General features: G+C 72.1%; 14 protein-coding genes, 1 tRNA gene, 1 pseudogene and 1 riboswitch. Of the genes and pseudogenes, 11 read left to right on the top strand and 5 right to left on the bottom strand.

Features of this window, described 5'->3' with window-relative positions:
- Positions 1-106: 106 nt before the first annotated feature.
- The 7 genes and pseudogenes from ACIRBX_RS28415 to ACIRBX_RS28385 all read left to right on the top strand — a co-directional run bounded on the left by ACIRBX_RS28415 (position 107) and on the right by ACIRBX_RS28385 (position 8,013).
- Positions 107-1,369 (top strand): cytochrome P450, encoded by a 1,263-nt coding sequence (locus ACIRBX_RS28415; RefSeq protein WP_402300874.1) that lies wholly within the window; start codon positions 107-109, stop codon positions 1,367-1,369.
- A 224-nt stretch (positions 1,370-1,593) separates the two neighbouring features.
- A riboswitch (cyclic di-AMP (ydaO/yuaA leader) is annotated at positions 1,594-1,745 on the top strand.
- Between the two features lie 4 nt (positions 1,746-1,749).
- Positions 1,750-2,541 carry a transglycosylase family protein gene (locus ACIRBX_RS28410; protein WP_402300871.1) on the top strand — a complete coding sequence of 264 codons (792 nt, stop codon included), beginning with the start codon at positions 1,750-1,752 and terminating at the stop codon, positions 2,539-2,541.
- A gap of 205 nt (positions 2,542-2,746) precedes the next feature.
- Positions 2,747-4,033 carry a phosphopyruvate hydratase gene (gene eno / locus ACIRBX_RS28405; RefSeq protein WP_402300869.1) on the top strand — a complete coding sequence of 429 codons (1,287 nt, stop codon included), beginning with the start codon at positions 2,747-2,749 and terminating at the stop codon, positions 4,031-4,033.
- A gap of 104 nt (positions 4,034-4,137) precedes the next feature.
- Positions 4,138-4,560 (top strand): septum formation initiator family protein, encoded by a 423-nt coding sequence (locus ACIRBX_RS28400; protein ID WP_402300866.1) that lies wholly within the window; start codon positions 4,138-4,140, stop codon positions 4,558-4,560.
- A 31-nt stretch (positions 4,561-4,591) separates the two neighbouring features.
- Positions 4,592-5,098: pseudogene (locus ACIRBX_RS28395) on the top strand (DUF501 domain-containing protein); the annotation flags it as partial.
- Positions 5,099-5,253: 155 nt separating this feature from the next.
- Positions 5,254-6,198 carry an exopolyphosphatase gene (locus ACIRBX_RS28390; protein ID WP_402300864.1) on the top strand — a complete coding sequence of 315 codons (945 nt, stop codon included), beginning with the start codon at positions 5,254-5,256 and terminating at the stop codon, positions 6,196-6,198.
- 441 nt (positions 6,199-6,639) lie between these two features.
- Complete coding sequence (locus ACIRBX_RS28385) at positions 6,640-8,013, top strand: NAD(P)/FAD-dependent oxidoreductase (protein WP_402300863.1); 1,374 nt, start codon at positions 6,640-6,642, stop codon at positions 8,011-8,013.
- A gap of 188 nt (positions 8,014-8,201) precedes the next feature.
- On the opposite strand, the gene ACIRBX_RS28380 is transcribed toward ACIRBX_RS28385, so the two are convergent.
- Both ACIRBX_RS28380 and ACIRBX_RS28375 read right to left on the bottom strand, forming a co-directional pair.
- Positions 8,202-10,751 (bottom strand): ABC transporter permease, encoded by a 2,550-nt coding sequence (locus ACIRBX_RS28380; protein WP_402300860.1) that lies wholly within the window; start codon positions 10,749-10,751, stop codon positions 8,202-8,204.
- Positions 10,752-10,813: 62 nt separating this feature from the next.
- The gene (locus ACIRBX_RS28375) at positions 10,814-11,584 is read right to left on the bottom strand and encodes an ABC transporter ATP-binding protein (RefSeq protein WP_402301229.1); all 771 of its coding nucleotides are present in this window, start codon (positions 11,582-11,584) and stop codon (positions 10,814-10,816) included.
- A gap of 340 nt (positions 11,585-11,924) precedes the next feature.
- On the opposite strand from ACIRBX_RS28375, the gene ACIRBX_RS28370 reads away from it, so the two are divergent.
- From ACIRBX_RS28370 to ACIRBX_RS28360, 3 genes are all read left to right on the top strand, one after another.
- A tRNA-Leu gene (locus tag ACIRBX_RS28370) sits at positions 11,925-12,008 on the top strand.
- A 126-nt stretch (positions 12,009-12,134) separates the two neighbouring features.
- Positions 12,135-13,022, top strand: a complete 888-nt coding sequence (locus ACIRBX_RS28365; RefSeq protein WP_402300859.1) for a Bax inhibitor-1/YccA family protein — start codon at positions 12,135-12,137, stop codon at positions 13,020-13,022.
- 83 nt (positions 13,023-13,105) lie between these two features.
- Positions 13,106-13,423, top strand: coding sequence for a hypothetical protein (locus tag ACIRBX_RS28360; protein WP_402300857.1), 318 nt, complete (start codon positions 13,106-13,108; stop codon positions 13,421-13,423).
- Positions 13,424-13,515: 92 nt separating this feature from the next.
- Here the strand turns inward: ACIRBX_RS28360 and ACIRBX_RS28355 are convergent, their stop codons facing one another.
- The 3 genes from ACIRBX_RS28355 to ACIRBX_RS28345 all read right to left on the bottom strand — a co-directional run bounded on the left by ACIRBX_RS28355 (position 13,516) and on the right by ACIRBX_RS28345 (position 17,132).
- On the bottom strand, positions 13,516-14,484 hold the full coding sequence (locus tag ACIRBX_RS28355) for a hypothetical protein (protein WP_402300855.1): 969 nt from the start codon (positions 14,482-14,484) through the stop codon (positions 13,516-13,518).
- A gap of 277 nt (positions 14,485-14,761) precedes the next feature.
- Positions 14,762-15,982 (bottom strand): acetyl-CoA C-acetyltransferase, encoded by a 1,221-nt coding sequence (locus ACIRBX_RS28350; RefSeq protein ID WP_402300853.1) that lies wholly within the window; start codon positions 15,980-15,982, stop codon positions 14,762-14,764.
- A 103-nt stretch (positions 15,983-16,085) separates the two neighbouring features.
- Positions 16,086-17,132 (bottom strand): SGNH/GDSL hydrolase family protein, encoded by a 1,047-nt coding sequence (locus ACIRBX_RS28345; protein WP_402300851.1) that lies wholly within the window; start codon positions 17,130-17,132, stop codon positions 16,086-16,088.
- A 607-nt stretch (positions 17,133-17,739) separates the two neighbouring features.
- Between ACIRBX_RS28345 and ACIRBX_RS28340 the strand changes: the two genes are divergently transcribed.
- The gene (locus ACIRBX_RS28340; RefSeq protein WP_402300849.1) at positions 17,740-19,140 is read left to right on the top strand and encodes a cystathionine beta-synthase; all 1,401 of its coding nucleotides are present in this window, start codon (positions 17,740-17,742) and stop codon (positions 19,138-19,140) included.
- Positions 19,141-19,281: the final 141 nt, after the last annotated feature.

Raw genomic sequence — 19,281 nt, 5'->3', positions numbered from 1 at the left:
CCGCGTCGTGCCGTCGGCGGCTCCGCCCCGGGGCCGTCCTCGGGCACGCTCCCGGCGGGGCGGGCCCTGCGGGGAGGGGCGCCGCCGCCGGGTTACCGTTCACGGCATGCCGGAAAGCGCCGCCCCGACCCAGCCCTCCCTCTTCACCTGGGAGTTCGCCGCCGACCCGTACCCCGCGTACGCCTGGCTGCGCGAGCACGCCCCGGTGCACCGCACCACCCTGCCCAGCGGGGTGGACGCCTGGCTGGTCACCCGGTACGCGGACGCCCGGCAGGCGCTGGCCGACGCCCGGCTCTCCAAGAACCCGGCGCACCACAGCGGGCAGGCGCACCGCACCGGCCGGGTCGGCATCCCCGGGGAGCGGCAGGCCGACCTGATGACCCATCTGCTGAACATCGACCCGCCGGACCACACCCGGCTGCGCCGGCTGGTGTCCAAGGCCTTCACCCCGCGCCGGGTGGCCGAGTTCCAGCCCCGGGTGCAGGAGCTGACCGACCGCCTGATCGACGGCTTCGCGGCCCGGGGCGAGGCCGACCTGATCCACGAGTTCGCCTTCCCGCTCCCCATCTACGCGATCTGCGACCTGCTCGGCGTGCCGCCGGAGGACCAGGACGACCTGCGGGACTGGGCCGGGGCGATGATCCGGCACCACGGCGGCCAGCGTGGCGGGGTGGGCCGGGCGGTGAAGAAGATCCGCGGCTACCTGCTGGAGCTGATCCACCGCAAGCGCGCCGATCTCGGCGAGGACCTGATCTCCGGCCTGATCCGGGCGAGCGACCACGGTGAGCACCTGACGGAGAACGAGGCCGCCGCGATGGCCTTCATCCTGCTGTTCGCCGGCTTCGAGACCACCATCAACCTGATCGGCAACGGCACTTACGCGCTGCTGCGCAATCCGGTGCAGCGGGAGCGGCTCCAGGACTCGCTGCGCCGGGGCGAGAGCGCCCTGTTGGAGACGGCGGTGGAGGAACTGCTGCGTTACGACGGCCCGGTGGAGCTGGCCACCTGGCGGTTCGCCACCAGCCCGCTGGCCATCGGCGGGGTGGACATCCCGGTCGGCGACCCGGTGTTGGTGGTGCTGGCCGCCGCCGACCGCGATCCGGCGCGCTTCTCGGACGAGAACACCCTGGACCTGGCCCGGCAGGACAACCCCCACCTGGGCTTCGGCCACGGCATCCACTACTGCATCGGCGCCCCGCTGGCCCGGATGGAGGGGCAGCTCGCCCTGGCCGCCCTGCTGACCCGGCTGCCGGATCTGCAACTGGCCGCCGATCCGGCCGATCTGCGGTGGCGCGGTGGCCTGATCATGCGGGGCCTGCGGGAGTTGCCGGTCGCCTTTACCCCGGAGTCCGCAACTCCCCTGACCTGAGCGGACATCAGCTGACGGCGTGTCGGAGCAATCTGATCGTTCGTGATCTGAATGCGTATCAATCAGGCCACCGGGATACGGTTTGTGGACGACCCACAGCGCTGTGTGATTCCGGTGTGATGTGTTCGACATAAGCTTGTGATCCATCGGCTCATCTGCTTACCCTCCCTGGAGTCCGCAGCTGCGGACCCCGCGCGCGGAACGCCGAATCCTGCCCGCCGTGCACCGGGACACCGACCAGACCCTTGGGCAGGGGCGGGGGACCCACTCGTACGTCGCCGTCCCCCACGGCTTGGGGTGAAGCCGCCGAAAGGCGGCCGGGCCACCTCCCGGTCCGAACCCGACAGCTCACCTCGCAGGCGTGCGGAGAGGGATTCTTCATGCTGTTCACTGGTTCGGGCCGTCACCGTCGTCGTACCCAGGCCGAGAAGGCCGTCGCCGTCGTGGGCGTCGCCGGCGTCGGCATCGCCCTGCCGCTGATGGCCGCCACCGGCGCCTCGGCCGCCCCGGTCTCCACCTGGGACAAGGTCGCGCAGTGCGAGAGCGGCGGCAACTGGTCGATCAACACCGGCAACGGCTTCTACGGCGGGCTGCAGTTCACCTCCAGCACCTGGGCCGGCTTCGGCGGCAAGGCGTACGCCGCGCAGGCCAACCAGGCCACCAAGGGCCAGCAGATCGAGATCGCCGAGAAGGTGCTCGCCTCCCAGGGCCCCGGCGCCTGGCCGGTCTGCTCGGTGAAGGCCGGTCTGACCAAGGGCGGCGCCCCCGCCCAGGTGGACACCAAGTCCGAGACCAAGGCGTCCCGTTCGGAGAGCCGCCCGGCCGCGCCGAAGACCGAGGCCCCCAAGGCCGCGCCGAAGGTCGAGACCCCGAAGGCCGCCGCGCCGAAGACCACCGCGCCGAAGGCCGAGGCCCCGAAGGCCGCGCCGCAGCAGCAGGCCGCGCCGAAGGTCGAGACCCCGAAGGCCGCCGCGCCGACGGTGAACGCCCCGAAGCACGCCGCGCCGAAGACCCCGGCCGCCGGCAACTACACCGTCCAGGCCGGCGACACCCTCTCGGGCATCGCCGCCGCCAAGGGCCAGGACTGGCACCAGGTCTACCAGGCCAACCAGTCGGTCGTGGGCGGCAACCCGGACCTGATCTACCCCGGCCAGGTCCTCCAGCTGGGCTGATCCGACGCTCCGTCAGCCGGAGGGGCCGCACCGTGATCCGGTGCGGCCCCTCCGGGCGCGTCGCTGGTGTGCCCCGGGTGAACTACCGGTGGGTAGCAAGGCCACGAGGTGAGACAGGACCAAGGTCAGCGTGGTCCCGGGCCCGGGTGCGGTTAGGCTCTGGACGTATCGACCACACAGCCCCGCTTCCGCAAGGAGATGCCTCGTGCCGTCCATCGATGTCGTCGTAGCCCGCGAGATCCTCGACTCCCGTGGCAACCCCACGGTCGAGGTCGAGGTCGGCCTGGACGACGGCAGCACCGGCCGTGCCGCCGTCCCGTCCGGTGCCTCGACCGGCGCCTTCGAGGCGCTTGAGCTCCGCGACGGTGACAAGAACCGCTACTTCGGCAAGGGCGTCGAGAAGGCCGTGCTGGCCGTCATCGAGCAGATCGGCCCGGAGCTCGTCGGCTACGACGCGACCGAGCAGCGTCTGATCGACCAGGCCATGCTCGACCTGGACGCCACCCCGGACAAGTCCTCGCTCGGCGCCAACGCCATCCTCGGCGTCTCGCTCGCCGTGGCGCACGCCGCCTCCGAGGCCAGCGACCTGCCGCTGTTCCGCTACCTCGGCGGTCCGAACGCGCACGTGCTGCCCGTCCCGATGATGAACATCCTGAACGGCGGGTCGCACGCCGACTCCAACGTCGACATCCAGGAGTTCATGATCGCCCCGATCGGCGCGGAGTCCTTCTCCGAGGCCGTCCGCTGGGGCGTCGAGGTCTACCACACGCTCAAGGGCGTGCTGAAGGAGCGCGGCCTCTCCACCGGCCTGGGCGACGAGGGCGGCTTCGCGCCGAACCTGGACTCCAACCGCGAGGCCCTGGACCTGATCACCGAGGCCATCAAGAAGGCCGGCTACACCCCGGGCAAGGACGTCGCGCTGGCGCTCGACGTGGCCGCCTCCGAGTTCTACAAGGACGGCGCCTACCAGTTCGAGGGCAAGTCGCTGTCCTCGGCCGAGCTGGTCGCGTACTACGCCGAGCTGGTCGCCGCGTACCCGCTGGTCTCCATCGAGGACCCGCTGGACGAGTCCGACTGGGACGGCTGGAAGGCCATGACCGTCGAGCTGGGCGACAAGGTCCAGATCGTCGGCGACGACCTGTTCGTCACCAACCCCTCGCGGCTGGCCCGTGGCATCGAGACCGGCACCGCCAACGCGCTGCTGGTGAAGGTCAACCAGATCGGTTCGCTGACCGAGACCCTGGACGCCGTCGAGCTGGCCCAGCGCAACGGCTACCGCTGCATGATGTCGCACCGCTCCGGCGAGACCGAGGACGTCACCATCGCCGACCTGGCCGTCGCCACCAACTGCGGCCAGATCAAGACCGGTGCCCCGGCCCGCTCCGAGCGCGTCGCCAAGTACAACCAGCTGCTGCGCATCGAGGAGATCCTCGACGACGCCGCCGAGTACGCGGGCCGCGGCGCGTTCCCGCGGTTCAAGCACGAGGGCTGACCGCCCCGAGGGCTGACACTCGGCCAGCTGTGACCGGTGCCCCGGCTCCCACCCCGTAGGGTGGTGGGCCGGGGCACCGGCGTGTTGGAGGAGGGGTACCGGCGATGTGGAAGATTCCGGGCTTGGCGGCGCGACCGCGCTTCACCAGCCGCGCCACCGTGCTGGTGCTGGTCCTCTGCTCGCTGGTGGCGATCCTCGCCTACCCCACCCGGCAGTACATCGCGCAGCGCTCGGAGATCAACGCCCAGCGGGCCAAGGCCGAGCACGCCAAGGCCCAGGTGGAGAAGCTCAGCCGGGAGAAGGCGCGCTGGCAGGACCCGGAGTTCGTGAAGGCGCAGGCCCGTGAGCGGCTGCACTACGCGATGCCCGGCGAGACCCCGTTCATCTCGGTGGACCCGGCCCCGCCGGCCACCACGCCCTCCTCGGCCGACGGTGCGTCAGCCCCGCAGGCCAAGGCCGCCCAGCCCTGGTACGCCAGCGTCTGGGACTCGGTCGACCAGGCCGACACCACCCCCGTCCCGCGCTAGACGCAGTCCACCCCAGAGGCAGCAGCGATCCATGACTGACACCCCCGCCACCGACGCCCCCCCGGTCGACGACCAGGACGTCGCCGCCATCGCGGCCCAGCTCGGCCGGGTGCCGCGCGGCCTGCGCGGCGTCGCCCACCGCTGTCCGTGCGGCAACCCGGACGTGGTGGAGACCGCGCCCCGGCTGCCCGACGGCACGCCGTTCCCGACGCTGTACTACCTGACCTGCCCCAAGGCCGCCTCGCTGATCGGCACCCTGGAGGCCGACGGCGTGATGAAGGATCAGACCGCCCGCCTCGCCGGGGATCCGGAGCTGGCGGCGGCGTACCGGGCGGCGCACGAGGACTACATCGCCCGCCGGGACGCCATCGAGGTGCTGGAGGGCTTCCCGAGCGCCGGCGGCATGCCGGACCGGGTGAAGTGCCTGCACGTGCTGGTCGGCCACTCGCTGGCGGCCGGCGAGGGCGTCAACCCGCTCGGCGACGAGGCGATCGGGATGCTGGAGGACTGGTGGGCCAAGGGCCCGTGCGTCTCCCCGGAGGAGGTCGAGGCGGCCGGTGCGCGGGTGCTGAAGAACCGTGCCAAGGCCCACGACCACGCGGCCGTGATCGCGGCCAAGGAGCAGCTGACCGCCGAGCGGGCCGCGAAGAAGGCCGCCGAGCAGGCCGCCGGGGCGGAGCAGGGGGAGTCCGCGTGAGCGTCACCAGGGTCGGCGCGATCGACTGCGGCACCAACTCCATCCGGCTGCTGGTCGCCGACCTGGACCCGGAGACCGGGGAGATCACCGACCTGGACCGCCGGATGGTGATCAACCGGCTGGGCCAGGGCGTGGACCGCACCGGCCGCCTCGCCCCCGAGGCGCTGGAGCGCACCTTCGCCGCCTGCCGCGAGTACGCCGCGGTGCTGGCCGAGCACGGGGTCGGCCCGGACCGGCTGCGGTTCGTGGCCACCAGCGCCTCCCGGGACGCCGAGAACAGCGCCGAGTACGTGGCCGGGGTCAAGGAGATCCTGGGCGTCGAGCCGACCGTGGTGAGCGGCGACGAGGAGGCCCGGCTCTCCTTCACCGGTGCCACCAAGGAGCTGACCGGCGGTCAGTTCCCCGGCCCGTACCTGGTCTTCGACCTGGGCGGCGGCTCCACCGAGTTCGTGCTGGGCACCACCGGGGTCGAGGCGGCCCGCTCGGTGGACATCGGCTGCGTCCGGCTGACCGAGCGGCACTTCGGCGGTGGCGGCGGGGTGCCGACCGCCGAGCAGATCGCGCTGGCCCGGGCCGACGTGGACGCCGCGCTGGACCGGGCCGCCGAGGCGGTGCCGCTGACCGCGGCGGCCACCCTGGTCGGCCTGGCCGGCACCGTGACCACGGTGGCGGGCATCGCGCTGGGGCTGCCGGAGTACGACTCGGCCCGGATCCACCACGCCCGGCTGACGGTCCGCCAGGTGCGGGAGACCGCCCACCGGCTGCTGGAGATGGAGCACGCCGAGCGGGCCGCGATCCCGGTCATGCACCCGGGCCGGGTGGACGTGATCGGGGCCGGCGCCCTGGTGCTGCTGGAGATCATGGAGCGCACCGGGGCCGCCGAACTGGTGGTCAGCGAGCACGACATCCTGGACGGCGTGGCCTGGAGCCTGGTCTCCTGACGCCCCGTCGGACACCTCCGCGAGCGGCCCCGGAGTGCCTGGATGGCACCCGGGGCCGCCCGCTGCACCGGGTGTCGCAAGAACCTTCGTGAATTTCTTCACATGGCGAACCAGCCTTTCGTCGCACTCAGCAGTCCGGTCTGTCCGATATGCGGGACCGAAGGCCCCCGGCGGGACTCGTTCGATGGTTCGAAGGCAGGCGTCGAGCTGGGTAATGGAATCGAAACAACGGCCGGGGAACCGGGACCTGACCGGGATCGTTGCTGCTCAGCGACGGGGTCCACCGGGGGCGCCGGCCGGGCGGATCGGGAACGGCACCGGGGCGGGGCGAGGTGACACCATCGCCCTCCGGGTGTGGCCGCGCAGTGTAGCAGGTGGTGTCCAGAGGCTTGTGACGGGCCTCACGAAGGTGCCCCCGAACGGGGGTGGATACTTTCGGATATGAGCACCACGGAGCGTCCTCGCATCCTGATCGTCGGCGGTGGTTACGTCGGCCTGTATGCCGCGATGCGCATTCTCAAGAAGATGCGCTACGGCGAAGCGACCGTCACGGTCGTCGACCCGCGGTCGTACATGACGTACCTGCCCTTCCTTCCCGAGGCGGCCGGCGGCAACGTCGCGCCTCGCAACCTCGTCGCGCCGCTGCGCAGCGCCCTCAAGAAGGCGGAGGTGCTCACCGGTGCGGTCACCGGTGTGGACCACGCCCGCAAGGTCGCCACCATCCAGCCCGCAGCGGGCGACTCCTACGAGCTGCCCTTCGACTACCTGGTCGTCGCCACCGGCTCGGTCTCCCGCACCTTCCCGATCCCCGGCCTGGCCGAGCACGGCATCGGCATGAAGACCGTCGAGGAGGCCATCAGCCTCCGCAACCACGTGATGGCCCAGCTGGACCGGGCCGAGTCCACCACGGACGAGGCGATCCGCCGCAAGGCGCTCACCTTCGTGGTCATCGGCGGCGGCTTCGCCGGCATCGAGACCATCGCCGAGATCGAGGACATGGCGCGCGACGCCGCCAAGATCTACCGGACCGTCAGCCGCGACGACATGCGCTTCATCGTCGTCGAGGCCGCCAACCGCATCCTCCCCGAGATGGGCCCGGACCTCGGTCTGTGGACCAAGGAGAAGCTCGAGGAGCGGAACATCGAGGTCTACATCGAGACCTCGATGGACTCCTGCGTCGACCAGCACGTGGTGCTGAAGAACGGCATGGAGATGGACGCCTCCACCATCGTGTGGACGGCCGGCGTCAAGCCGAACCCGGTGCTGTCGCAGTTCGGCCTCCCGCTCGGCCCGCGCGGCCACGTGGACGCCGCGCCGACCCTCCAGGTCACCGGCTTCGACTACGTCTGGGCCGCCGGCGACAACGCCCAGGTGCCCGACCTCGCCGCCGGCGAGGGCGCCTGGTGCCCGCCGAACGCGCAGCACGCCGTCCGGCAGGCCGCCGTCCTCGGCGACAACGTGATCTCCGGCATGCGCGGCTTCCCGCAGGCCGAGTACAAGCACAAGAACCTCGGTGCGGTGGCCGGCCTCGGCCTGCACAAGGGCGTGGCCATCCTGTTCGGCAAGGTCAAGCTCAAGGGCCGGCTGGCCTGGTGGTTCCACCGCGGCTACCACGGCGCGATGGTCCCGACCATGAACCGCAAGATCCGGGTCTTCACCGACTGGACGCTGGCGATGTTCCTCAAGCGCGAGACCGTCGGCCTGGCCCAGATGGAGAAGCCGTTCGAGGCGTTCCAGGAGGCCACCGGCCCCGCGCCGAAGGCGGCCGTCCCGGCCCCCGCCGCTGCGCCCGCGAAGGAGCTGGCCAGCAAGTGAGCGACTGGCCCCGGGAGTTCACCGCCCCCGGGGTATGAGTCGGAGGCTCTCCGCCCGGCAACGTCGCCGGACCACGACCTCCGTGGTGCTCAGCCGGTCACGTGAACCGGGCGGAGTACAGCAGTTGGTACCGCAGAAGGCCCCCGCCGGATCCCGGCGGGGGCCTTCCGCGTGCTCCCGAGGGGGCGTCAGTCGGTCTTGATGCTGGTCAGGATGTCCAGCTTGGAAGCCTTCCGGGCGGGCCACAGGGCGGCCACCAGGCCGACCAGGCCGGCCGTCAGCAGGAAGAGCGCCAGCTGGCCGTAGGGCGGCTCGGTGACCAGGCCGGGGATGACCGCGTCCAGGGTGGAGTTGACCGCCCAGGCCAGGAAGACCCCGAGCAGCACCCCGATGGTGGCGCCGAACAGCGAGATCACCACCGACTCCAGCCGGACCATCCGCTTGACGCCGCTGCGGTCCAGGCCGATCGCCCGCAGCATGCCGATCTCGCGCTTGCGCTCGAAGACCGACATCGCCAGCGTGTTCACCACACCGAGGACGGCGACCAGCACCGACATCGCCAGCAGGCCGTACATCAGCTTCAGGATGATGGAGATGACCGAGCTGAACTCGTCCCGCATGTCCTGCTGGGTCTTGGTCTCGATCACCGGGTTGTTCCCGGTGGCGTCCCGCAGGGACTGGGCCAGCGCACCGGTCGCGCCGTCGGTGCCGCGCACCAGGACCTTGCTGAAGTCGGCCTCGGGCGAGTACTTGGCCAACACGGTGTCGGCCACCACGGCGTCGCCGAGCAGGTCGATCCGCTGGTAGACGCCGCCGACCGTGACGGTGCCGCCGGCGGTGTCCCCGTAGCCGGCCTTCACGGTCGAGCCGACGGTCAGGCGGTTCTCCTTGGCCACGTCCGAGGCGATCAGCACCTGACCCTTGGTCAGGGCGTCGGCGGAGCCGGCGTCCAGGGTCAGCGAGAGCAGCTTGGGCAGGGCCTGGACGTTCACCCCGGTGACCTCGCCACCCCGGCCGGGCAGGTCCCAGTAGCCCTTGTACAGGGGGCTGGAGGCGGTCACCCCGGGGGCCTTGGCGATCTTGTCGGCCAGCTCCGGGGCCAGGTTGATCCCGTTGGCGGAGGTGACGTTGTAGTCGGCCACCACGCCCTTGGTGACGATCCGGTCCACCGCGTTGCCGACCGAGGTGCCGAGCACCGTCATGGCGGACACCAGGGTGAGGCCGATGGTGAGGGCGGCGGCGGTGCTGGCGGTGCGGCGCGGATTGCGCACCGCGTTGCGCCGGGCCAGCTTGCCCGGGGTGCCGGCCAGCTTGGCCAGCACCGGGCCGGTCACCGCGATCACCGGGCGGGAGAGCAGCGGCAGCAGGACGAAGATGCCGATCATGGTGATCGGGGCGCCGCCGCCGATCACGAACCGGCCGGTCTCGCCGCCCTTGGAGGCGCCGCCGAGGATCATCGCGATGCCGCCGGCGGTGATCACCGAGCCGATCACGTTCCGGACGATCAGGCTCTTCTGCGAGGCCGGGTTGTCACCGCTGGACATCGCGGCCACCGGGGCGACCCGGGAGGCCCGCAGGGCCGGGAAGAGCGCGGAGACCACGGTGACCAGCACACCGACCACCAGGGCGGTGATCACGGTCGCCGGGGCGACCACCAGCGGGCCGGACGGCAGGCCCTCGGCGAAGGCCTTGAGCAGGGCCTGCATCGCGGCGCCGATCCCGATGCCGGTCAGCAGACCGGCGATCGAGGCGGTCAGGCCGATCAGCAGCGCCTCGACCAGCACCGAGCGGGTGATCTGGCCGCGGGCCGCACCGATGGCGCGCAGCAGGGCGAGCTCCTTGGTGCGCTGGGCCACCAGCATGGAGAAGGTGTTGGCGATGAGGAAGATGCCGACGAAGAGCGAGATGCCGGCGAAGACCAGCAGCAGGGTCTTCATGAACTTGGTGCCGGAGTCGATCGCCTTGGCCTGCGAGGCCGTCAGCTGGTCACCGGTCTGTACGGTGAAGTGCGCGTCCTTGGGCAGCTGGGCGACCACCGCGTCCTGCAGCGCGGTCTGCGAGGTGCCCGGCTTGGCCTGGAGGTCGATGCCGGAGAAGCGGCCGGGCGAGACCAGCAGGTCCTGCGCGGAGGCGGTGTCGAACAGCGCGAGCGTGGTGCCCGCCTCGACGTTCGGGTCGTCGGTGGTGAAGACGCCGGACAGCTTCAGGTCCCGGGCCGGGCCGTTCCCCGCGACCCGGACGGTGTCGCCGACCTTGTACCCGCCCTTGTCGGCGGTGCCCCGGTCCAGCGCGACCTCGCCGGCCTTCTTCGGGCCCTGGCCCTCGGCCATCGGGTAGCGCGGGTCCTGGCCGTTCGCCTCCGGCGCCCAGTTGGCGCCCTTGGCGGACCCGGCGTCGCCGATCAGCTTGCCCTTCTTGTCGGCCACGGCGGCGAAGCCGTCCGCCACGCCGCGGGCCTTCGCCGCGCCGGGAAGGGCGGCGAGCTGGTCGACGGTGGCCTTGGTCAGCTCGGGGCTCTTCTTCTCGGTGGGCAGTGCGGTCGCACCGGCCGAGTAGTCGGTGACCTGGACCGAGATGTCGGTGTAGCTCTTGGAGAAGCTGTTCTTCAGGGCCTTGTCGAAGGTGTCGGAGAAGACCATGGTGCCGGCCACGAAGGCCGTGCCGAGCATGACGGCGAGGACCGTCATGAGCAGCCGGCCCTTGTGGGCCGCCACGTTGCGCAGTGCGGTGCGGAACATCGGATGTCGTCCTGGGGGAGTGGGTGCGGGCGGGCGGTCGGCGGTGACGGTGCGTCAGGCCGTCAGCTCGTCCGGCCCTTGGCGTCGAAGCGGCGCATCCGGTCCAGCACGGAGTCGGCGGTCGGGCCGTGCAGCTCGTCCACGATCCGGCCGTCGGCCAGGAAGACCACCCGGTCCGCGTAGGAGGCGGCGACCGGGTCGTGGGTGACCATCACGACCGTCTGGCCCAGCTCGCGTACCGAGTTGCGCAGGAAGGAGAGGATCTCGGCGCCGGAGCGGGAGTCGAGGTTCCCGGTCGGCTCGTCGGCGAAGACGATGTCCGGCTTGCTGGCCAGCGCGCGGGCGCAGGCGACGCGCTGCTGCTGGCCGCCGGAGAGCTGGCTGGGGCGGTGCGAGAGGCGGCCGGAGAGGCCGACCGTCTCGACCACGCGGTCCAGCCAGGGCTGGTCCACCTTGCGGCCGGCGATGTCCATCGGCAGCGTGATGTTCTCCAGCGCGGTCAGGGTCGGCAGCAGGTTGAACGCCTGGAAGATGAAGCCGATCTTGTCCCGGCGCAGCTTGGTGAGCTGCTTGTCCTTGAGGCCGACCAGCTCGGTGTCCCCGATGGTGGAGGAGCCGGAGCTCACCGTGTCCAGGCCCGCCATGCAGTGCATGAGGGTGGACTTGCCGGAGCCCGAGGGGCCCATGATGGCGGTGAACTGGCCCTGCGGGAACGCCACGCTGACGTTGTCCAGCGCGACCACCCGGGTCTCGCCGTCGCCGTAGACCTTGTTGAGGCCGGTGGCACGGGCAGCCGCCTGGCCGGTGTGGGCGGCGTACGCGGGCTTGGTGATCACGGGGGACTCCTTGCGGACGTGAGGTGGGTCGGGGGCGGCCGGGCACGGGGCCCGACACCAGACCATCATCCATTCGATGATCATGGAATCCGTCCCCCGCCGGGACGGTCGGGCCCACCGCCGCTGGGCGTACGAGGGGAGGCCCCGCCTCCTCCTGCGGTATGACGTCGACCCCGAGTGAGCAGAGGTGGCCGGATCGCGACGGAGCGTGTCCGATTTCCAGACGATTCGTCAGATGGCAAGGAAACATGACAAATTGGCTGGCTGAGAGTGTGCGCAAGGGTGCTCTGGGCGACTAGTCTCAGGGGGGAAGCCCGTACGAGGGGCGGAAGGTCCCGCCCGGGTGGTGGAACGCAGACACGGGCAGCTTAAAACTGCTTGGCCGTAGGCCGTGCCGGTTCGAGTCCGGCCCCGGGCACCAACACGACCCCGCGCACCTGCCGGTGCGCGTGCGCGAGATCATCCTCGCGGCTGAGGCTCATTCCTTTGCCAAGGCATTACCCTGGTGTGGTGCGGGTGGCACCACGCCGCCCCGGAGGGAATGACAATGAGAAGCAGCAACCCGGTCTTCTCGCGGGAGGGGTCCTTCACCCGCGACACCGGATACGCGGGATTCCACACGGCCCAGCAGCCCCAGACCGGAGCGCCGCAGGCCGGCAGCCCGTACGGCGGCAACCCGTACGGCAACAACCCCTACGCCCAGCCGCAGGCCGGTCAGGTGACCGACGAGCAGCTGGTCCAGATGTACCAGGCCCCCTCGGCCGGTCCGCTGCAGACCGGCCGGATGACCATGGACGACGTGGTCGCCCGGACCGCGATCACGCTGCTGACGCTGGTCGTCTCCGGCGCGGTGGCCTGGTTCGCGCTGCCCGCCACCTCCTTCGGCCCGGCCATCGGCGCCGCGCTGGCGGCCATGGTGGTCGGCCTGGTGATCAGCTTCAAGCGGAGCGTGAACCCCGGGCTGATCATCGCGTACGCGGCCCTGGAGGGCTTCTTCCTCGGCGCCGTCAGCCACGCCTTCGAGTCCATGTGGGACGGCATCGTCGTGCAGGCGGTGCTCGGCACCGCGGCGGTCTTCGCGGCGATGCTGATCGCCTACAAGTCCGGCCGGATCCGGGTCACCCCGCGCTACACCCGGATCGGCATCGCGATCGCCATGGGCTTCGTGCTGCTGATGCTGGTGAACCTGGTGGCCTCGATGTTCGGCGCCGACATGGGCCTGCGCTCTGGCCCGCTGGGCATCCTGGTCGGCATCGTCGGCATCGCGCTCGGCGCCTTCTTCCTCTCGCTGGACTTCGCCGAGATCGAGGCCGGCATCCAGGGCGGCGCCCCGGAGAAGGAGGCCTGGCGGGCCGCCTTCGGGCTCACCCTCTCGCTGGTCTGGATCTACCTGGAGATGCTGCGCCTGATCGCCATCCTGCGCGGCGACGACTGATTTCCGGTCAATCCGCTTGAGGCCCGCCCCGGTTGGACCGGGGCGGGCCTCCGCCGTTCCCGGCAGCGCATAGGCTCGACCGCATGGCTGACGCACAGACCTTCCTGACCGCCGTGGACCGGCTGGCCGACCGATTCCGTTCGATGCCGCAGAGCCGGCTGCTGGCCCCGGTGACCGGCTACCCCAGCCGGGCGGCGGCGGTGCTGGCGCTGGCCGCCGACTCGGCCGGACGGGCGCTGGAGCTGGCCGGTCTGCCGCCGAGGGAGTTCCCGGACGCCGGTGCCTTCGCGGTGGGCGACCAACTGGCCGTCGCCGGACGGGAGCTGGCCGCGGTGGCCGGGCCGGAGGTGCTGGCCCAGGCGCTGGACGCGGTGCGGGCGGCGGACGAACTGACCGCCTGACCCGGCAGGCGGGCCCGCCCGCAGGTACGCCAACGGCCGGTCGAGTCGGTAACCCCGATGACTCGACCGGCCGTTGGCCTGCTGAGGGCGGATCAGATGCTGGCGACCACCCGGTCGGCCAGTACGTAGACGGCCTCCTCGTCGGTGGAGAAGGTCAGCGAGTACGAGCCGGAGAACCGCGAGCCACCGAGCAGCCGGACGTCCTCACCGGCCCGGACGGCGTCGATCAGCCGGTAGGCGGCCTCCCGGTCGCCGGGGGCGACGCAGAGCGTGGTGCCGTCGGCGAAGGCGTAGACGTCCAGGGTGCCCAGCGGGCCCGGGCGGACGTCGGTCAGCGCGACGCCCTCGTCGGCCAGGGTGGCCAGCCGGGTGTCGGTCCACTCGCGGGACGGGGTCTGGCTGGGCACGAAGTCCGGGTGCGAGGGGTGCCGGCGCGGGTCCGGGGCGGTCACCGGCTCGGTGTCGGCGGCCGGGTCGGTGTCCAGCGCGGCGTCGGCGTCCAGCAGGCCGGCCTCCAGGCCGGTGGCCAGCAGGTCCGCCTCGCGGCGGGCCCGGATCTCACCGGCGCTCTCCACCGGGTGGGCCCCCGAGGGGTGGACGCCCGAGGGGTGGACGCCGGCCGGACGGGCGGTGCCGGTGCCGCCGTCCTCCTGGATCAGGTCCTCCAGGGCGCTGCGCAGCGCCTCGCCGAACTCCGGGTCCATGGTGCCGTGGTCGGGAGCGTCCTGCGGCCCGGTCGGACGCGGGAAGAACAGCGGCCACTCCTCCTGGGCACTGGTGAACGGGGAGTCGAAGATCGGGGCGTCCTCGGCCGCCCTGGCCTCCTGCTCGGCCCAGAACGCCCGGGCCTCGGCGATCTCCCGCTCGCGGTCGGCGGCCAGCGCCTCGTGCACCGCCCGGCGTATCACGGTCTCGTCAACCGCCGCCGGGGCGGCGGCACTTGCGGCGGCGGCCGCGGCGCTCTGCTCGGCGAGGCGGCGGGCGAGGCGGCGGCCCTGGACGAGCAGGGCGACGGAGAGGGCGATCAGGACCAGCAGCAGGGTGGTGTACACGACGCTCACGGAACGTACTCCTAGGGAGGAGCGGAACGGGGTTACGTCTCCACAGTGCCGCATGGGCGGCTGATGCTGCAGTGGCAGATGTCCGATTTGTCTGTGACTTCTGCCCTTGTCCTCAAATTGTTAGGGAGTACCGCTCTACGCTGCGGAGTTGAACGATTCCGGGGCGTCGACGAAACGCCCTCCCGGGGGGTGCGCCGAGGGCCGGATCGCCCTTCGGGTGTGATCCGGCCCTCAGTTACTCCATGTCACTCCGAACGGGTGGCCGGAGTATGGGGGTTCAGCTCAGGCGCTCGATGACCATCGCCATGCCCTGGCCGCCGCCGACGCACATGGTCTCCAGGCCGAACTGCTTGTCGTGCCACTGCAGGGAGTTGATCAGGGTGGTGGTCAGCCGGGCGCCGGTCATGCCGAAGGGGTGGCCGACGGCGATCGCGCCGCCGTTGACGTTCAGCTTCTCCAGCGGGATGCCCAGGTCCCGGTAGGACGGGATCACCTGGGCGGCGAAGGCCTCGTTGATCTCGACCAGGTCGATGTCGTCGATGGTCAGCCCGGCCCGCTTGAGCGCCTGGCGGCTGGCCTCGACCGGGCCGTAGCCCATGATCTCGGGGGAGAGGCCGCTGATGCCGGTGGAGACCACCCGGGCCAGCGGGGTGAGGCCGAGCTCGCGGGCCTTGGTGTCGGACATGATCACCAGGGCCGCCGCGCCGTCGTTCAGCGGGCAGCAGTTGCCGGCCGTGACGGTGCCGTCCGGGCGGAAGACCGGCTTCAGGCCGGAGACGGCCTCCAGGGTGACCCCGGCGCGCGGGCCGTCGTCGGCCGAGACCACGGTGCCGTCGGGCAGGGTGACCGGGGTGATCTCGCGCTGCCAGAAGCCCGAGGCGATGGCGGCCTCGGCCAGGTTCTGCGAGCGGACGCCGAACTCGTCCTGCTCGGCCCGGGTGATCCCCTTGAGCGCGGCCAGGTTCTCGGCGGTCTGGCCCATCGCGATGTAGGCGTCCGGCAGCAGGCCGTCCTCGCGCGGGTCGTGCCACTCGCCGCCGCCCTTGGCGGCCCGGTCGGCGGTGCGGGCCACCGCGTCGGCGAACAGCGGGTTGGTGGTGCCGGGCATGCCGTCCGAGGTGCCGTTGACGCTGCGCGAGACGGTCTCCACGCCTGCGGAGATGAAGACGTCGCCCTCGCCGGCCTTGATCGCGTGCAGTGCCATCCGGGTGGTCTGGAGCGAGGAGGAGCAGTACCGGGTGATGGTCGCGCCGGGCAGGTAGTCCATGCCCATCTGGACGGCGATGATCCGGGCCAGGTTGTGGCCCTGCTCGCCGCCGGGCAGGCCGCAGCCGAGCATCAGGTCGTCGATCAGGCGCGGGTCCAGCTCGGGCACCTTGGCCAGCGCGGCACCGATGATCTGCGCGGTCAGGTCGTCCGGGCGGATGTCCTTCAGCGAGCCCTTGAAGGCCCGGCCGATCGGCGAACGGGCGGCGCTGACGATGACGGCTTCGGGCATGGTGGGCTCCTCGCTGGGTGTCCGGGCTGGCGGGGGCGTGCGCGCACGGCCGCGCGAGGGCGGCGGCAGCGGTCGGCCCGGGAGAAAGTTACCGCTTGGTAGCTCAGCCGTCACCCGTCCCCGCGTGTGAGTTGGCCGACGCCGGCTCGGGGGTCGAGTCGGCCGGGTCCGGCAGGCCGAAGCGCAGCCGCAGCTTCACCTGGGCCCAGCGCCGGCCGAAGTCGCCGATCCGCTCGTCGGCGGTCACCTCGGTACCCGAACGGCCGGCCGCCGCAGCCGCCGCGACGGCCACCGGCAGCACCTGCTCGGCCCCGGGCGCCACCGGCTCCCGCTCGTCCGGCCAGAGGTCCAGCGCGGCGCAGAGCGAGGGCAGCAGGGCCATCGCGGCGGTCGCGTACCCCTGGGCCGAGGGGTGGTAGCGGTCGGCGGCGAACATCTCCGGCCGGGCCGCGAACTCCGGGCCCAGCAGCGAGCCCAGCGAGACGGTGCGACCGCCCTGCTCGACCACCGCGATGGTCTGCGCGGCGGCCAGCTCCCGGCTCATCCGGCGGGCCACCCAGCGCAGCGGCGGACGGACCGGCTTGATGGTGCCGAGGTCCGGGCAGGTGCCGACCACCACCTGGCAGCCGGCCTCGCGCAGCGCCCGGACCGCGTCGCCGAGCTGACGGACCGCCAGGGCGGGCGGCGTGCGCTTGGTGACGTCGTTGGCGCCGACGATGATCACGGCCAGCTCCGGGCGGCGCGGCAGCACCTGCGTCACCTGCTCGGCCAGGTCCGCCGAGCGACCACCCGAGCGGGCCACGTTCACCAGCCGGACCCGCCGCTCGGCCACCGAGGCGAGCCCGGCCGAGAGCAGCGCGCCCGGGGTCTCGTGGCCCCGCCGCACGCCCAGCCCGGCCGCCGTCGAATCCCCCAGGAAGCCCAGCACCAGCGGCTCCTGCTCACCGGCCGGATCGGCGAAGGCGGCCCCGTACACCCCGTCCGCGCGCGGCGGATCGCCCTCCAATAGTCCGACCGCGCGGACCGCCAGCCGGCTCTCGGTGACCAGCAGTCCGACGAACCCCGCACCGAGCAGCCCGAGCCCGCCGCCGCCGTACGCGGCGGCGGTGGCGATCCTCCGGGCCGCCCGGGCCCGCGACTCCCTCGTCAACCCCGCACCCCCTTCCTCCGCCGGGCCCCGATCACCGGGGCGGGTACCTTCTGTCCCCTTCTGGGTACCCAACGACGGCCGGGGCTACCGGGTACCCTCCGCCATCCGGGGAGAGAACGTCAGGTGCCGCGCGCTGCGCGTCGCGCGCCGCGCGGGCGGTGGGCCGGGCGGTGGCCTGCGGCCGGCCCGGCGGTCCTCGGGCGGGACACCGGCTGCTGCCGTGCCGCGCTGCGGGCCGGGCAGCGTGCACGGCGCTGCGCGGGCGGGCAGGCGAGCCGATGGGGCGCGGGCGGTGGGCCGGGCGGTGGCCTGTCCTCGGTCGGGGCGCCGGCTCCTGCCGCGTCGTACTGCGGGCCGGGCAGCGTCGTGCCGGGCGGTACGGCGGGCGGGGTGGGTGGGCGGTGCGAGTCCGGGCGGTCGGCCCCGGAGCGGCATGGCGTCGGTCGGCTCCGGCCGTGGCAGGCGGCCTCGGCGGTTGTCGGGGAGGCGAACGGCCCGCAGGCTCCGCCCGGGCGGTTCGCCGTCCCGGGAGTGTCCGTCCATCCCTTGAGACGCCCTAGGCTTTGAGGTGCTCACAGACATCGCCCCGCCCAGACCGGAGGACCCCGTGCGGTACCACAATTCGATCATCGACCTGGTCGGCGGCACGCCGCTGGTGAAGCTCAACAAGGTCACCGAGGGGATCTCCGCCACGGTGCTGGCGAAGGTGGAGTACTTCAACCCCGGCGGGTCGGTGAAGGACCGGATCGCGATGCGCATGATCGAGGCCGCCGAGGCCTCCGGCGCCCTCAAGCCCGGCGGGACCATCGTCGAGCCGACCTCCGGCAACACCGGCGTCGGCCTGGCGATCGTGGCCCAGCAGAAGGGCTACAAGTGCATCTTCGTCTGCCCGGACAAGGTCTCCACCGACAAGATCAACACCCTCCGGGCGTACGGCGCCGAGGTGGTGGTCTGCCCGACCGCCGTCGCGCCCGAGCACCCGGACTCGTACTACAACGTCTCCGACCGCCTGGTCCGGGAGACCCCGAACGCCTGGAAGCCGGACCAGTACTCCAACCCGGACAACCCGGCGTCGCACTACCACTCGACCGGCCCCGAGCTCTGGGAGCAGACCGAGGGGAAGATCACCCACTTCGTCGCGGGCGTCGGCACCGGCGGCACCATCTCCGGCACCGGCCGCTATCTGAAGGACGCCTCGAAGGGCGCCGTACAGGTGATCGGCGCCGACCCGGAGGGCTCGGTCTACTCCGGCGGCACCGGCCGGCCGTACCTGGTCGAGGGCGTCGGCGAGGACTTCTGGCCGACCGCCTACGACCGCACGGTGGCGGACGAGATCGTCCCGGTGTCGGACAAGGACTCGTTCCGGATGACCCGCCGCCTGGCCAAGGAGGAGGGCCTGCTGGTCGGCGGCTCCTGCGGGATGGCCGTGGTGGCGGCGCTGGAGGTGGCCAAGCGGCTCGGCCCGGACGACGTGGTCGTGGTGCTGCTGCCGGACGGCGGCCGGGGCTACCTGTCGAAGATCTTCAACGACGACTGGATGGCCGACTACGGCTTCCTGCCCTCGGAGACCGACGAGGCGCACATCGGCGAGGTGCTGGCCCGCAAGGACGCCCTGGAGCACGAGGGCATCCCGCAGTTCGTCCACATGCACCCCAACGAGACCGTCGCCGAGGCGGTCCGGGTGCTGCGCGACTTCGGCGTCTCGCAGATGCCGGTGGTCTCCCCGGGGGCCGGGCACCCGGACATCATGGCCGGTGAGGTGATCGGCTCGGTGGCCGAGCGGGACCTGCTGGAGGGCCTGTTCGCCCAGCGGATCGCGCTCACCGACACGCTGGAGAGCGTGATGTCCAAGCCGATGCCGGTGGTCGGCTCGGGCGAGACGGTCACCAGCCTGATGACCGTGCTGGAGAAGTCTGACGCCGCGGTGGTGCTGGTGGAGGGCAAGCCGCAGGGCATCGTGACCAGTCAGGACCTGCTCGCCTACCTGGCCAGCCGGGCCGGCCACTGACCGCACCGCTGACCCTCCGTCAGCCGCCCCGCCCGGCGCGGCGGCTGACGGATCGCTCCTCGCACGAAGTGGTACACCGGCGTCACCTGCGCGCATCACGCGGTTAACACGGCTCGGGCACTGTAGTGGTCAACGGCGAGA

It is taken from the genome of Kitasatospora sp. NPDC096147 (genome assembly GCF_044763225.1).
Lineage (GTDB): Bacteria > Actinomycetota > Actinomycetes > Streptomycetales > Streptomycetaceae > Kitasatospora.
This window is presented reverse-complemented; position numbering and strand designations above follow the sequence as displayed.

Excerpts from the sequence above, each read along its gene's own strand:
- ACIRBX_RS28380 (WP_402300860.1), bottom strand. The coding sequence starts at position 10,751 with ATGTTCCGCACCGCACTGCGCAACGTGGCGGCCCACAAGGGCCGGCTG.
- ACIRBX_RS28400 (WP_402300866.1), top strand. The coding sequence starts at position 4,138 with ATGTGGAAGATTCCGGGCTTGGCGGCGCGACCGCGCTTCACCAGCCGC.
- ACIRBX_RS28350 (WP_402300853.1), bottom strand. The coding sequence starts at position 15,982 with ATGCCCGAAGCCGTCATCGTCAGCGCCGCCCGTTCGCCGATCGGCCGG.
- ACIRBX_RS28365 (WP_402300859.1), top strand. The coding sequence starts at position 12,135 with ATGAGAAGCAGCAACCCGGTCTTCTCGCGGGAGGGGTCCTTCACCCGC.
- ACIRBX_RS28385 (WP_402300863.1), top strand. The coding sequence starts at position 6,640 with ATGAGCACCACGGAGCGTCCTCGCATCCTGATCGTCGGCGGTGGTTAC.
- ACIRBX_RS28410 (WP_402300871.1), top strand. The coding sequence starts at position 1,750 with ATGCTGTTCACTGGTTCGGGCCGTCACCGTCGTCGTACCCAGGCCGAG.
- ACIRBX_RS28415 (WP_402300874.1), top strand. The coding sequence starts at position 107 with ATGCCGGAAAGCGCCGCCCCGACCCAGCCCTCCCTCTTCACCTGGGAG.
- ACIRBX_RS28360 (WP_402300857.1), top strand. The coding sequence starts at position 13,106 with ATGGCTGACGCACAGACCTTCCTGACCGCCGTGGACCGGCTGGCCGAC.